General features: G+C 41.4%; 12 protein-coding genes and 1 pseudogene. 7 read left to right on the top strand and 6 right to left on the bottom strand.

The genetic code is table 11. The features are described 5' to 3' along the window. The 4 genes from tnaA to VHA01S_RS05425 form a co-directional block, all read left to right on the top strand. A partial coding sequence (gene tnaA, locus VHA01S_RS05445; RefSeq protein ID WP_023403351.1) for a tryptophanase occupies window positions 1-1,454 on the top strand: 1,454 nt, incomplete at its 5' end. Between the two features lie 118 nt (window positions 1,455-1,572). Next, complete coding sequence (locus tag VHA01S_RS05440) at window positions 1,573-2,829, top strand: aromatic amino acid transporter (RefSeq protein ID WP_023403350.1); 1,257 nt, start codon at window positions 1,573-1,575, stop codon at window positions 2,827-2,829. Between the two features lie 545 nt (window positions 2,830-3,374). Beyond that, a complete protein-coding gene (locus VHA01S_RS05430; protein WP_023403349.1) occupies window positions 3,375-3,620 on the top strand; it encodes a type II toxin-antitoxin system CcdA family antitoxin in 246 nt (81 codons plus the stop codon). Beyond that, the gene (locus tag VHA01S_RS05425) at window positions 3,620-3,937 is read left to right on the top strand and encodes a CcdB family protein (RefSeq protein WP_023403348.1); all 318 of its coding nucleotides are present in this window, start codon (window positions 3,620-3,622) and stop codon (window positions 3,935-3,937) included. Before VHA01S_RS05430 ends, VHA01S_RS05425 begins: the two co-directional genes overlap by 1 nt. Before the next feature lie 165 nt (window positions 3,938-4,102). Here the strand turns inward: VHA01S_RS05425 and VHA01S_RS05420 are convergent, their stop codons facing one another. Continuing rightward, on the bottom strand, window positions 4,103-4,447 hold the full coding sequence (locus VHA01S_RS05420) for an antibiotic biosynthesis monooxygenase family protein (RefSeq protein WP_023403347.1): 345 nt from the start codon (window positions 4,445-4,447) through the stop codon (window positions 4,103-4,105). Between the two features lie 120 nt (window positions 4,448-4,567). On the opposite strand from VHA01S_RS05420, the pseudogene VHA01S_RS18040 reads away from it, so the two are divergent. Continuing rightward, a pseudogene (locus VHA01S_RS18040) lies at window positions 4,568-4,822 on the top strand (helix-turn-helix domain-containing protein); the annotation flags it as partial. A gap of 181 nt (window positions 4,823-5,003) precedes the next feature. Here VHA01S_RS18040 and VHA01S_RS05415 read toward each other — a convergent pair. Together VHA01S_RS05415 and VHA01S_RS05410 are read right to left on the bottom strand one after the other, a co-directional pair. Then, window positions 5,004-5,762 carry a DUF6602 domain-containing protein gene (locus tag VHA01S_RS05415; protein ID WP_023403346.1) on the bottom strand — a complete coding sequence of 253 codons (759 nt, stop codon included), beginning with the start codon at window positions 5,760-5,762 and terminating at the stop codon, window positions 5,004-5,006. A 118-nt stretch (window positions 5,763-5,880) separates the two neighbouring features. Continuing rightward, on the bottom strand, window positions 5,881-6,393 hold the full coding sequence (locus VHA01S_RS05410) for a hypothetical protein (protein ID WP_039970235.1): 513 nt from the start codon (window positions 6,391-6,393) through the stop codon (window positions 5,881-5,883). A 407-nt stretch (window positions 6,394-6,800) separates the two neighbouring features. On the opposite strand from VHA01S_RS05410, the gene VHA01S_RS18785 reads away from it, so the two are divergent. Continuing rightward, window positions 6,801-6,965, top strand: coding sequence for a phage integrase N-terminal SAM-like domain-containing protein (locus VHA01S_RS18785; RefSeq protein WP_205530090.1), 165 nt, complete (start codon window positions 6,801-6,803; stop codon window positions 6,963-6,965). Window positions 6,966-7,107: 142 nt separating this feature from the next. On the opposite strand, the gene VHA01S_RS05400 is transcribed toward VHA01S_RS18785, so the two are convergent. Further along, complete coding sequence (locus VHA01S_RS05400) at window positions 7,108-8,973, bottom strand: bifunctional metallophosphatase/5'-nucleotidase (RefSeq protein ID WP_023403343.1); 1,866 nt, start codon at window positions 8,971-8,973, stop codon at window positions 7,108-7,110. 362 nt (window positions 8,974-9,335) lie between these two features. On the opposite strand from VHA01S_RS05400, the gene VHA01S_RS05395 reads away from it, so the two are divergent. Beyond that, window positions 9,336-12,053, top strand: coding sequence for an ExeM/NucH family extracellular endonuclease (locus tag VHA01S_RS05395; protein WP_023403342.1), 2,718 nt, complete (start codon window positions 9,336-9,338; stop codon window positions 12,051-12,053). A gap of 202 nt (window positions 12,054-12,255) precedes the next feature. On the opposite strand, the gene VHA01S_RS05390 is transcribed toward VHA01S_RS05395, so the two are convergent. Together VHA01S_RS05390 and VHA01S_RS05385 are read right to left on the bottom strand one after the other, a co-directional pair. Continuing rightward, window positions 12,256-13,269 carry a hypothetical protein gene (locus tag VHA01S_RS05390; RefSeq protein WP_156916960.1) on the bottom strand — a complete coding sequence of 338 codons (1,014 nt, stop codon included), beginning with the start codon at window positions 13,267-13,269 and terminating at the stop codon, window positions 12,256-12,258. 302 nt (window positions 13,270-13,571) lie between these two features. Next, window positions 13,572-14,051 (bottom strand): DUF4149 domain-containing protein (locus VHA01S_RS05385; protein ID WP_023403340.1); only part of this gene is annotated, 480 nt, incomplete at its 5' end.

Here is a 14,051-nt window from a genome sequence, read left to right as displayed (position 1 = left end):
AGCATCTACCAGAACCATTCCGCATTCGTGTAATCGAGCCTGTGAAACGCACAACTCGTGAGTACCGCGAAGAAGCTATCATCAAATCAGGAATGAACCCGTTTCTACTGGACAGTGAAGATGTATTTGTTGACCTACTAACAGACAGTGGCACCGGCGCTATTACTCAAGAAATGCAAGCCGCTATGCTACGTGGTGATGAAGCCTACAGTGGTAGCCGCAGCTACTACGCTCTAGCAAATGCCGTAAAAGATATCTTCGGTTACGAGCACACGATTCCAACTCACCAAGGACGTGGTGCAGAGCAGATTTATATTCCTGTTCTTATTAAGAAACGTGAAATGGAGAAAGGCCTAGACCGCAATAAGATGGTTGCACTTTCTAACTACTTCTTCGATACAACTCAAGGCCACACTCAAGTTAACTGCTGTGTTGCGAAAAACGTTTATACAGAAGAAGCATTTGATACTTCAGTAAACGCAGACTTTAAAGGTAACTTCGACTTAGTAAAACTAGAAGAAGCTATTTTAGAAGCAGGCCCTAACAACGTACCTTACATTGTTAGCACAATTACTTGTAACTCTGCAGGTGGTCAGCCAGTTTCTATTGCTAACCTAAAAGCTGTGTACGAAATGGCACAAAAATATGACATCCCAGTCATCATGGATTCTGCTCGCTACGCTGAAAATGCTTACTTTATTCAGCAACGTGAAGAAGGCTACCAAGATTGGACTATCCAAGAAATCACTCGCGAAACTTACAAGTATGCTGACGGCCTAGCAATGTCTGCTAAGAAAGACGCAATGGTACAAATGGGCGGCTTGTTGTGTTTCAAAGATGACTCAATGCTAGATTCGTACACTGAATGTCGTACTTTATGTGTTGTTCAAGAAGGCTTCCCTACTTACGGCGGTCTTGAAGGCGGCGCAATGGAACGTCTAGCGGTTGGTCTATATGACGGCATGCGTCAAGAGTGGCTAGCTTACCGTATCGGTCAGGTTCAATACTTGGTTGATGGCCTAGAGAAAATTGGCATTGTTTGTCAACAAGCAGGCGGACACGCTGCATTCGTTGATGCAGGCAAACTTCTTCCTCATATCCCTGCAGGTCAATTCCCAGCACACGCACTGGCTTGTGAGCTATACAAAGTTGCCGGTATTCGTGCGGTTGAAATTGGTTCTCTACTATTGGGTCGCGATCCTGCTACAGGTAAGCAACACCCATGTCCAGCTGAGCTACTGCGTTTGACTATCCCACGTGCAACTTACACGCAAACACACATGGACTTCGTTATCGAAGCATTCCAGAAAGTTAAAGAGAATGCAGCCAATGTGAAAGGACTTGAGTTCACTTACGAACCTAAAGTATTGCGTCACTTCACTGCTCGACTAAAAGAAGTTGAGTCAGTAAAAGTTGCACCTAAGACTGAAGAAAAAGTACTAGAAACAGCATAAGCAACACAATATAAGGCCTCAACTTTTGGGGCCTTTTATATTTCAGACCCAAAAAACCATCATAAATAAAAATAGGTTTGGGTATTAAATTCTAATAACGTGAAACAAAGGATCATCTATGGCACAAAGTATTGATATGCCCTTAGAAAAACAGGGAGCGAAGGAAAAAGGTCCTTCCCTCATTGGAGGCGCATGTATCATTGCTAGCGTCTGTGTGGGCGCAGGAATGCTAGGCCTTCCAAGTGCGGGAGCGGGCGCATGGACCTTCTGGTCAATCGTTGCTATTTCCCTCACAATGGCAGTCATGACCATCTCTGGTTGGATGCTACTTGAAGCGTACAAAAGCTACGATTTAAAAGCTTCTTTTAACACTGTAACTAAGGATATTCTTGGGGAAAAAGTTAACCTATTTAACAACTTAACCGTTTACTTCGTGGGTGGCATCTTACTGTACGCTTACATCACGTCTTCAGGTTTGATCCTGCAAGATATGCTCGGCGTTAGCAGTCAGATCTCCTCTATTCTATTCGTTTTAGTTTTCTCCATTTTTGTCTGGCACTCTACTCGCGCTGTAGACCGTATTTCGGTCGTTCTCATTACTTTTATGATTTTAAGTTTTGTGTTTGGCGTATCAGGGCTAGCGGTTAATGTTGATTTCGCGATTTTGTCTGACTCAATCAATAGCAACGCAAGTTACACTCCTTATGTACTGGCTATGCTGCCTGTCGCACTGACCTCTTTTGGCTACCACCACTCTGTAGGTTCTATGCGTTCTTATTACGGTGATGAGAAAAGAGCCAGTAAAGCGATTCTACTTGGTACAAGTATCGCATTAGCTTTGTACTTCCTATGGTTATTCAGCATTTTTGGCAACCTGCCACGTACTGACTTTGTACCTATCATCGAGCAAGGTGGCAACATTGATGCCCTACTTGGCGCTTTAGGCTCTGTCATTGAATCTGAGCGAGTAGCAAGTGCAATCAACACCTTCTCTATGGCGGCTATCTTGTCATCGTTCATTGGTGTAGGTCTGGGCGTATTTGATTACCTAGCTGACTTGTGCAAATTTGATGACACTAAACAAGGTCGTGGTAAAACTTGGGCTGTGACTTTCCTACCACCACTGGTGCTTTCTTTACTGTTCCCATTCGGTTTTGTTATCGCTATCGGTTACGCAGGCGCAGCAGCAACAGTATGGACTTGTATCATCCCTGCACTTCTAGTGTACAAAGCACGTAAAACAAATACTGATGAAAACACCTTTAAAGCACCTGGCGGCAACGCGATGGTTTACGGCGTAATTGCTTTTGGTGTGTTAACTGCGGTATTCCACTTTATGTCCATGGTTGGTTTCCTACCTGCATTTACTGGTTAAGCTGTTGATTTTTAATTAATTAATTAGTCATTTTTAATAGCAAAAAAGAGAATAGAAGTACCAGCCATTGCGCTTTGCTGTTGCTTTAACCTTACAAATGCACTCAAACGCCTTAATGATAGTCATCCCAGACTCATTAAGGCGTTTTTTGGGGATAGATATTTGTTTTATGGGGTATTTTTTGGCGTAAAGATCTAGCTTCTTGTTGGACAACAGTGTTTTAGATCTGGAGTACTGAGGCGCCATTGTTCCATAGGAAGCACTATAAATGGATTGGGGGTTTCCGCTAAGTAAATGTTGCAAATAAGCTAAGCCGTTAAGCGCAAAAAATGATAGGTAAAATTTTACTCACTGACTTATTTAGTACCTTTTTCACATTACGCCCAATTAAGGGGTGAGCCACACTAGCACAACACCTAATTTAGATGCCGTAAACACTGAACTTGACCCAAACCAAAAATGCCAAGCGTGGGGAAAATTGTTTGTTATATGTCTAGCGCGCACCTATAATTAATGCGCATACAAAATACGCATGGGTTGATACTATGAGAAACGCATTTGATAGACAAGCACCAAAGAAAGCAGCCAACTTAAGTTTGAATAGCGAGCTGCTAGCAGAGGCGAAACGTCTGAAAATTAACTTGTCAGCAACAATGGAAAAAGCCCTTGAGAAAGAAGTAAGCCAACGCCTTAAAGCTGAATGGCAAGAGCAAAATTCTGAAGCTATCAATGCTTGCAACGAGCTCACTGAAAAGCATGGTCTATTTTCTGACTCTTACCGAGTATTCTAATGTCACAATTTGCACTATACCAAAACAACGATAAGGGCACTGCAACTGCTTACCCTTACTTTGTTGATGTTCAGAGCGAATTACTCGATACACTGAACACCCGGCTAGTCATCCCACTAACACCTGTTGAACTGTTAGAAAAGAAAGCACCTAGTCACCTATGCCCTGTGATACATATTGATGAAGGTGACTTCATTATTTTGACTCACCAAATGGCAAGTGTACCAACTAAAATCCTACGTGAGCCTGTCAATGAACTCAGCACATTTAGAGACGAGATCATTGCCGCTATCGACTTTCTGATTACTGGCATATAGCGCCTTGCTCATGCGCGCGTTTTGCGGAGCTACTTTTGGTGTTGTAATGGGAGCTTGCGACCTTGAACCAAAAGTCGCGTAGAAAAATGTGTCTGCGTGCAGCAACTTAAACACTAAACGCAACGCATAGCAAATCGGCTCATGACAATTATCAATTTCGTCATATCACCCATGAACTTCGATGCTATCTTTAGGAGCTTCAGAGCGATGGTTTATACCATAGTCCCTCATAACACCTGCGACTCTCAGTCGATAGTCTTTAAATACACCATCACGCCCTTTAGATTGTGCGTACCTGTGCGACTCTAATGCACGCCATTCTTGAATTGACTCTTCATTTTCCCAAAATGAAAGAGAAAGAACTTTGCCTTCATTGGTAAGGCTTTGAAAACGCTCAACGGAAATAAACCCCTCTATTTCAAACAATTGTGACTTTATCTCATTGGCGATATCTAAGTATTCTGCCGTTTTACCCTCAGCAATTTGAACTTCAAAAATAACAGCTATCATGTTTTATTCTCTTTAATCTGCTTGAATTTATATGAGCATTCTAACAAACTGATTTATTGATACTTGGTTCTAGGTCGAAGTGTGGTGGTATATAAGTTTAAATTCTGGTCTAGCTTGGAAATGCTGGGAAGCGCCATTCGCTCAAAGCGCACCGATAGAGGCTGGCGTATTGATGATCTCGCTTCAAAAGCTAATTTATCTCGTAGGACAATCATAAAGATTGAAAAAGGCGATACCAGTGTCACCTTTACCAATGTACTTGTCCTCATGGATATCTTAGGGCTGTCGTTACGCCTTATCGTCTTAAACTTATTTGTTCATCCACATAACCAAATAACCTCCCAAGGTGAAAACAGTGTGAGAAGCAATTCGGAACCGAAACAGAGTTCTCGTTCATCTATGAAGATGAATGGAAACACACTGGTGTCCCTATTTCACCACACATCCCTTTTGATGATCAGGCTTCGCCACGAAGTATCGAGAGCTATCTCTGGGTCAGGTCTTGAATTTTGCTTTTGGAGGTTTTTGTGCAAAAAGAAAGACCTGACCCCATTTATTATGGCGCTAGGTACCGCTGTATTGGTGCTCTTGGGTACGTATACCTTGGGATAACAGAGCTTATCCAAGACATTAAATCAAACAATACACCGTCGTTCGTTTGGTTAGTTATATGAAGACCTGGTTGCGATATATTAGAAACTTTGTATTGATAGCTACCAGTACCATCACCAAAATTCCATATAGTTCCGCGGTCTAAGCAAAATACAGCATCAATTTGTTGTTCAACTGGAGTACCATTTTCAAGATAATAATCTCTAAGCTTTTGGTGTATTGTTGCAATAGCCAGTTGGGATTCAAATGCAAAAATGAAGTATGGACGGTGGTCTACAAATCGGAAAATGTCAGACCGATTGCCATGAACACTCATCCCATCTTGTAACTCCGGCTTCAATGATTTATAGGTAATACAGCTTTGAATCAGAGTATCTATGTCTTGTGAGTTTAGCTTGGTTTTTACTTCCCCTACACATGCCACCCCTTCAATTATGAACATCTCTGGCCCAGAAAGGTCGTTTAAAGTAGGGTGATATTCGTTAGTTATTATTAAGTCTAATTGAGTTGTCTGCGCTCCATTAATATCGATTATTTCACCTTCACCTATTCGGTTATATGGTGGCAAGTATGAGCACAAAAACTCACGAACAACCCCTTCGGCAGAAGAACCCCTATCTCCACTATGAGACAACGACTCCCTTATTTCTTGGAGGTTTAACTCCATTCTTTTTTGTATTATTTCAAATTTTTTCTTGAACACGATGTACTCCGAAATGTGTAGCGCTATAACGCTACAATAAGCAGCTAAGTAATGGTTGGCTAAGATGTGTAGCTAAGCGGAACCGAGCCAACTGTTACGTGTCCGTTTTATTGCCTAGTTAGCTGTTTTTACGCGCTATTTTTTCCAAGTGCTCTTCAGCTGATTGAACTAATCCCCTCATAGGTTCAATTTCACTACGGTAGATTGTTTCTCTAGCTTTTCTCTTTTCAGAAAAATACTCTCTCCAATCATTTAGCTCTGACTGGTACGTTTTTGCCTCTACAGGATAAAAGGAATCATAAGTAACATAAAAGCCAGTAATTTGAGTTAGGTAACCTAAATAGTCACCTGTTGCTTCCCAGCCAGTAATTAAAATAGAATCTGAGACTATTTTGGCACTTCTTTGCATTTCACTCACAATGAGATCTTTTGAATTTTGTTTTTGTACCAAATGAAATTGGTAGGTTACACTCCCTGTAAGCAACAACGCTAGAGCAAAGATTACTAGTTTATACTTAATAAAGTTTTTAAAAAAATCAGCTATGGCAACTATGGCCGCCACTAAACTAACACCCATCACTATGTACTCTATTAACACCAAAATCTCCAAAATAGCTAACAGTTTATTCATTTGCAGTAGGATAACCTCCTGCTTTCTTGCAAGTATCGTCGTCAAAGCATCATTTGTAAGTGTTTGTTGTAGATGCATTTTTAATAAAAATATAGATTAAATATAACAATTTAGCAGATAAAAAAGATGCAAAAGTGTTTACGAGGTCTGCATAGCACTTTTATATATATTACAAACTATTGATAATAATGTGTTGATGGCTAAAAGTTAGCATTATCGATGCGCCAATCAAACGATTTATGCACCTTTTTCATAGTGATTATCTTAACTTGAACTGTATATAGTGCATTAGTAAAGTAACGGTTATGGGGCGATTCACATTTTTGGAGACTATACGGACAGAGATCAGGGTACGCCATTACAGCTATCAAATAGAAAAACCCTACCTCTATTAGAACCGCTATTTCATTCGACATTGCAATATTCGTCATAGCGCTGATATAACCCACACTTTGATTGAACAATTTCTCAGCTTTTTAACTGTGGAGTGCGAAGTGTCAGCGAGCACCCAGAAACAGGCTTTATGTGCCATCGTATTTGCTTGTCGATGCATAAAAAATGAGCCCATTTAGTATTCATAACTAAAGCGCAATGCCTTGGCAGAAGTGCTCTCTTTTTATTTACTATTAAAAATAAAAATGAGGCTTATTAAAAATATAATAAGCCTCAAGTCTTATACGCTAATTTGCATTAAGCTATATCAGCTCAACACTCTTAGTTTAAAGGAGTGAAGTTTTGTACAGACATTTCAGACGCTTCAGGGATTTCTAAAGACTGACCGTTTGCTTCTAACTTCTTGATGTAGTTAATCAAAGAATCTGTGTATAGAAGACCAGTATCTTCACGACGATCTGCATCTTCATATACTGGAACAAATGAGTCGTAACGGTCGCCACCAGCGGCGATGAAGTCGTTTGTTACTACTACGTACTCGTTGTCTAGTTCAATGTCATGCCACTCACCAAATGTACCGTCAGTGTTTTTACGACGAGCTTCTACATTGCTTACGCGCTGACCGTTGTCTGCGTTCATATCAACATCAAAACGTAGGTTTGCTGCCGCAGGGAATGCACCACTTGAGTTGTTTGCTACTACGTTATCAATCGCGTCTTCTAGCGTGTTGATGATCTCTTGGCCTGTCATGTTTAAGTTCACTAGGAAGTTAGTAAATGGCAGAACGTTGAATGCGTGACCTACAGAAACATCACCCTCTTCGATAGTGGTACGTACACCACCACTGTTTTGAATCGCAAGGTCAGAACGCAAAGACATGTCTACAAACGCTTCTGCAACTACGTTAGCCATGATGCTGCCGTGCTTATTCATAAACTCACGCTCTTCACTGCCTTCAGTACAAAGAGAACCAGAAGAGTGGTTAGAACCTGGCGTACGCTCGTTACATAGTAGGCCGTTGCTGTTGCCGATAACTTCTAGCATTTTCTCTTCAACTTGGTCAGCAAAATGTGCCAGTTTTTCAGAAGTGCCGTCGTCTTTCTCAACAATGCTTAGCTGTGGAGTATCTACAATGTAAGTTTCGATTGTTTCAAGCTGCTCTGCAGTTAGAGTGCCGTCGCTGTCTTCGTCTGGGTTAGTGAACTCATCGCCTAGCAATAGGTGTGGAGTACCCGCACACTGAGTTACGTTGCCTGCTTCATCAAAGCTGATGTTTAGCTCGCCAAGTACTTGCGCGTTATCCCAAGCGGTAACAACACACACTTCGTCACCAGAAGCATTAGTCACTACTGTTGGGTATTCACCTAGTGGGTTACCGTAGCCGATTGTCTCGTGGAATTCTTTGTCACCCAGTAACGTGTGGCTGTCACCACCTACAATGACATCAACGCCAGTTAACTGCTTAGCCATTGCAACGTCGTTATCGTATGTGTAGTGCGTAAGCAATACGATCTTATCTACGCCCTGCTCTTGTAGGGTATCGATGTATTGTTGAGAAGTTTCTACTTCGTCTAGGAAAGTAGTGTCTTCTGAAGGAGAAGATGACGCCTGAGTTTTAGCTGCGATATCAATACCGATAACACCTACTTTTTGTCCTGCTACGTCAAAAACTTTGTACGGCGCATACATATCGTAAATAGGGTTAGTTGAAGGTACTTCGATGTTAGCAGCAAGTACTTCTGTACCACATCCGTCAGTGCCATTTTGTAACGTATCGATGAAGTGAGCCAGTTGCTCGTTACCATCATCAAATTCATGGTTACCTAATGCGAATGCATCAAAACACACTTGGTTCATCATTAGTGCATCAGGAAGCTCTTCACGGAACAAGCTGTAGTACATAGTACCTGTGATTGCATCACCCGCATGCAAACGAAGCGTGTTGTCGTTTTGCAGTTCGTTGAACTTAGTTACAAGGCGTGGGAAACCACCTACTTCAACTTCAGCTTCAACACCACCAAGAGTCAACTCAACTGGACCTGTTGCATCTAGTTTTGAGTGATGATCGTTGATGTGCAAAATACGAAGGTCAAATGATTCACCGCTTTGCGCTTCATTATCTGAGCTAGAAGAATTACAACCTACTAAGCCAGCTACAACAGCTAAAGCTAATATTTTCTTGTTCATTTCAATTCCTATTTTTTCAATTTCAGTCTTGTGATGTTGAATATGCGATGCATCCTAAAGTTTATAAATTAAGGAATTATGACAATGATTAATTTGTCATGAATAATTACTTATTGGGGTTTAAATTGAGAACTAAAATATTAACTTACTATGACAGTTACACTTGAATTACATTACAAAAGAGCGTTTATTAGGCATAATTAACTATAAATTACAGCAACTTGAGTATTTATAATGTAGAAATGAATATATATATAATTATAAATAAACTCACTATTTTTATAAATTTATCAAAAAATATAAATGTAATATTTAATAATTAAGATTCCGGCCAAGCAAAACAACCTATATCAAGGAAAACAATGAACAAGATAAAAATGGCTTGGACTCTACCCTGCTTATTAGCGGCTGGCGGTGCAAATGCCAATATTATAATTTCAGAAGTGGTTGAAGGATCAGGTAATAATAAAGCCATTGAAATTGCCAACATTGGCGATAGCGCAGTCACTCTAGACGGTTATCTTTTGCAAAAAGAAACCAACTTTGGTGGAACTTGGGCTCCAAACTTTGCACTAGACGGAATCACTCTACAACCTTTTGAAACTTACGTTGTTGGAAACTCTAGTGCTGTAGCGGACTTAAACGCACTATTTGATGACGTAAATAACACCCTTGTAAACTTCAACGGTAATGACCCACTTCGTCTCGTATTGAACGGTGAAGTGATTGATTTATTTGGACCAAGTGGTGAGCCTGAAGAGTATTTTCATGATGAAAGAACTCTAGTTCGCTGTGACTACTCAGCGGATGGCACATGGAATGAATCACAGTGGCTAACATTCCCTCAAAATGACTGGAGCGACATAGGTAATATCGCAGCCAGTTGTGATTCAGGAGAAGCGCCTGAAGCACCAGTTGGTGAAGAAGCCACTATTGCACAGCTGCAAGGCGAAGGTCAGTGGTCACCGTACACAGACCCTGCAAACTACCAATTTGAATCAGAAGAAACGTTTGTTGTAAAAGGCGTTGTCACTCACGTACAAAGTTCAAATCTAGATAACGATCTTCTTACTGGATTCTTTATGCAAGATCCAGCAGACACGACTACAAATGCTTCAAACGGCATTTTTGTTAACGCTACTGTTAGCAACATCAAGGTCGGTGACGAAGTTGCGGTTACCGCAAAAGTGCAAGAGCACTACTCTTGGACTCAGCTAGGTTCTACTTCAGCGCGCGCATTTGTTGAAGTGCTTGGTGAAGGTGAAAACATTGAGCCAACGACCATTACAGCCCTTGAAAGCGATGAAGACTTCGAGCAAACGCTAGAGCGTTACGAAGGTATGTTGGTGCGTGTAAACGCTGAAACTGACATGCACGTTGCACGTACTTTTGGTTTTGATTACAGCGCATACCGCAACAACATGGTACTAGCTCATCAATCAGTTAACTACCATCCAAACCAACTGAACACGCCACTAACGGATGACGCAGCTGAGCAAGATGCAAGCAACGCTGATCGTCGTCTATTCGTTGAATCATCAATGGATGCAGCAGATGGCGTTGTACCTTGGTACCCTAACTTTGCGAAAGACAACGGCACAGGCACTAGTGATGACTACATCCGTGTTGGCGCGCAACTTAGCGAAGAAGGTTTAACAGGCGTACTAGGTTACTCATATTCTGAATACCGCCTATACGTACACAACACAGCTGACAACAGCACTTTTGTTGAGAACGAACGTTCACAAGCACCTAACCTAGAAGAGGGAGACTTAGTTGTTTCTAGCTTCAACGTGCTTAACTTCTTCAACTCTCCATTTGGTGGTCGCGATAACCCAACCAACAGCAACCGTGGCGCAGAAAGCGTTGCTGAATTTGATATGCAATTAGAGAAAATCGTTAGCGCATTAGTTGCTATCGACGCTGACATCTACGGTCTAATTGAAATTGAAAACAACGGTTTTGACGAAAACTCTGCTATCCATGTTCTGGTTGAAGCGCTAAACAGCCATCTAGACGAAGCTGACCAATACAAAATTGCTATGCCTAGCGACCTTGAAGGTGAAGGCTTTGTAGGTACGGATGCAATCACTAACAAAATCATTTATCGCCCTAGCACTACTACGCTAAATGACACTTACGTGATTGAACTGCCACAGCAACACGTAACTGAAAATGGCAGCACTAAGAGCGCGTATCAGCGTGATGCATTCACTGCTTCTTTCGCTGTTGAAAATGCAGAAAAAGATCTGGTGATCTCGACCAACCACTTCAAATCAAAAGGTTCGACGTGTTGGGAAGATGAAGCAACGGCTGATCAAGAAAACGATGTGAACCTGCAAGGTAGCTGTGAGCACTTCCGTGTATCAGCCGCTTACCAACTGGCTCAAGAACTGAATAAGATTGACGGTTACAAAGTAGTTATGGGCGACCTTAACAGCTACGGTCAAGAAGATGCTATCTTGGTATTGACCAACCGTGACAATGCACCAGCAGACTATGAAATCCACGCAGCGCGTAACACTTACATTGGTGGCGATGCAACCAACGGTACTCTACTGCACGGTGAAGAAGGCGCGTTAATCGAAGAATCATTTGATTACCTAGACATTGTTGAAGAGCTTAAGCCAAAGACTTACAGCTATTCATACAACGACACTATGGGTACGCTAGATTACGTGCTAGTTGATAATGAGCTTAAAGATTTCGTTGTTGATGCTGAAGTATGGTCAATTAACGCTGTTGAATCGACGTTATTTGAATACGCTAACCAGTACACTGGCGATCTAGTGAAGTTTAACGACGCATACCGCTCTTCTGACCACGATCCAACAATTGTTGTATTCGCATTCAACAACAATGACGAAGGTTCTGAAGACGGCGATGACAACGCACCAGAAGGTGATGACGGCTCTGAAGATGGAGACAACAATACTCCTGAAGGCGATAACGGTAGCGACAACGATTCACAAGAAGGCGGCGATGTGCAAGGTTCAAGCGGTGGTAGCTTTGATTTCTTGACCTTAATGCTGATTCTATCTGGATTCTTTGTCCGCGGTCGCGCTAGAAGAAACGTCTAATCTAAAAGCAGCGCTTATGGCTACGAATTGCAATAGCCCGGCAATGTAAACTAGATAGATAAAAAGATAAAAGTAAGCCGACAAATTGAGATTTGTCGGCTTTTTTCATTCTCTGATGCAACAGATCTGTTCATTAAGATCCATTGATTTAAGCCCCATTTATTTAAGGTCTATTCATTCAAGAGCAACTCGATAAAGTAACTTAACGTTTTGACACGTCTGATTGGCCAAATAGTCGAGCAAATAAATTGATATTTAAATACTGAGCGCCATCGTCTGCAGTTAACGGTGGTGTGTGCGTAGTTGGATCTGCATCTAATGCATTTGAATTACAGTTAGAAACCCACACACCGTTTTGCAATTGGCCGTTGTTCAGCAAAATATCACAGTTGATATCGTTCATACCGCCTTCAGAAGTAATCGCTTGAACGTAATAAGGAATGTTGTTCGGCGTTGATGTATCTAGCGCGCCATTATGCACGTAACCAACAGTGTGAGTTAATTCACGCAGCAACTGCGCCGCGTTTTTGTGCAAATCAGCCGTTTTTTGCGCGGCACTTAAACTTACGTACAGCTTAGGCTCGCCTTGCACACTATCAAACTGACCATTATTTACCGTTCCTTTGTTCGATGCAGAAACATTAAATGCCACCATTTGATAAGTGGCATCGCTCCAAGACTGGATGCGATCATTCACCACATCTTTAAATGCCGTGTAATTAGATGGGATAGTTCTGGCATCGCCACTACCTGCATGGAATGCACTCGCATCCATTTTTTCTAAACCGGCACTATCAAAGCGATCTGCAAATTCTTTTGTATTCACAATAAAGGCAATTTGCCCAAGCATACGACGAACATTATTTTCGGCTTGGGTATCCCATTGCTGTGGCGTTTGAAGTGTGTTTCCCCAATCTGCAACAATTGCAGTAGTGGCAAAGTTAAACTTCACATCGGTAAAGATAGGGCTAGCAACTTTGGATACGTATTTAGCTTGCTCAAAATGGTGTTCAGTGACATAAACCGCATCATCATGGCTAAGATGAAAAGTCTTTTCTAGTTTCGCTTCAACCTTCAGATTATTCAGTTCTTGCCCAGCATGATCTAGCGTCGTTTGCAGTTTATCTTGAATGTGATCCACTGTAGCGACGTCACAGCCGTTTAATACCAAAGCTGAAATACCCACTAATACGACACTTTTCATCTTCAAACTCATTACACACCCCTACTCATAAATGTATTCACGGGCACATTAATATGATTAATAACAAATCTAATGCGCTCAGTTGAATAATGAGGTGGAGTATGAACTAAGATAGCCAAACCCCAAAACCAAACTATGTTTTCAGTTATGGGTTTGCAAATATGGGTTTTCAGTTATGAGGTTTCAGTTATGGATATTGCAAATATAGGGGACAGTTTTGGGTTTTCCCATTTTGCTTTTCAGAGAAAAGTACTCAGATAATGGGCTTGCTACCAAAAATGTGGTAATGCAAGCCACTTGTAATGCAGTAAACCCTAGCGAATTAACTTAAGAATATTACGGACCGCTAAAACAATTCCGGAAATAACCGTAATTTTGAAGCAAATTTCAGACGCTTTATGAATCGATGAAAATGCCGCGCTTTGTGTAACCAAAGGGCCTCTTTCTTGCATATGAACGATTGCAGGTACGAAATAGAAAACGAATAATAATCCCGTCACCACCATCAAAATCATGCTGATCAAAGCCAACCAATCTGCACTTTTTTTCAGATATTGGAACAATTCATAAACCAGTGACACCAGACAAACCACAACTAAGGGGTAAGATAAGCGGACAAATACCGATGTCATCAACAAGCCTTCTTGGAAGCGGTTGAGTATGGGCTCCCCTAGGGATGTAATCGAGTTAAACAGTACAGGTGCCACAACAACACCGGAGAAAAGCGCAAAGCCCATAATGACTGACAGTAAAACAACATAAGAGATAGCAACAGTTTTCGTTATTAGGTTCAT

This window comes from Vibrio halioticoli NBRC 102217, assembly GCF_000496695.1.
Lineage (GTDB): Bacteria > Pseudomonadota > Gammaproteobacteria > Enterobacterales > Vibrionaceae > Vibrio > Vibrio halioticoli.
Note: the sequence above shows the minus strand (reverse complement) of the source record. Positions and strands in the feature narration are given on the sequence as shown.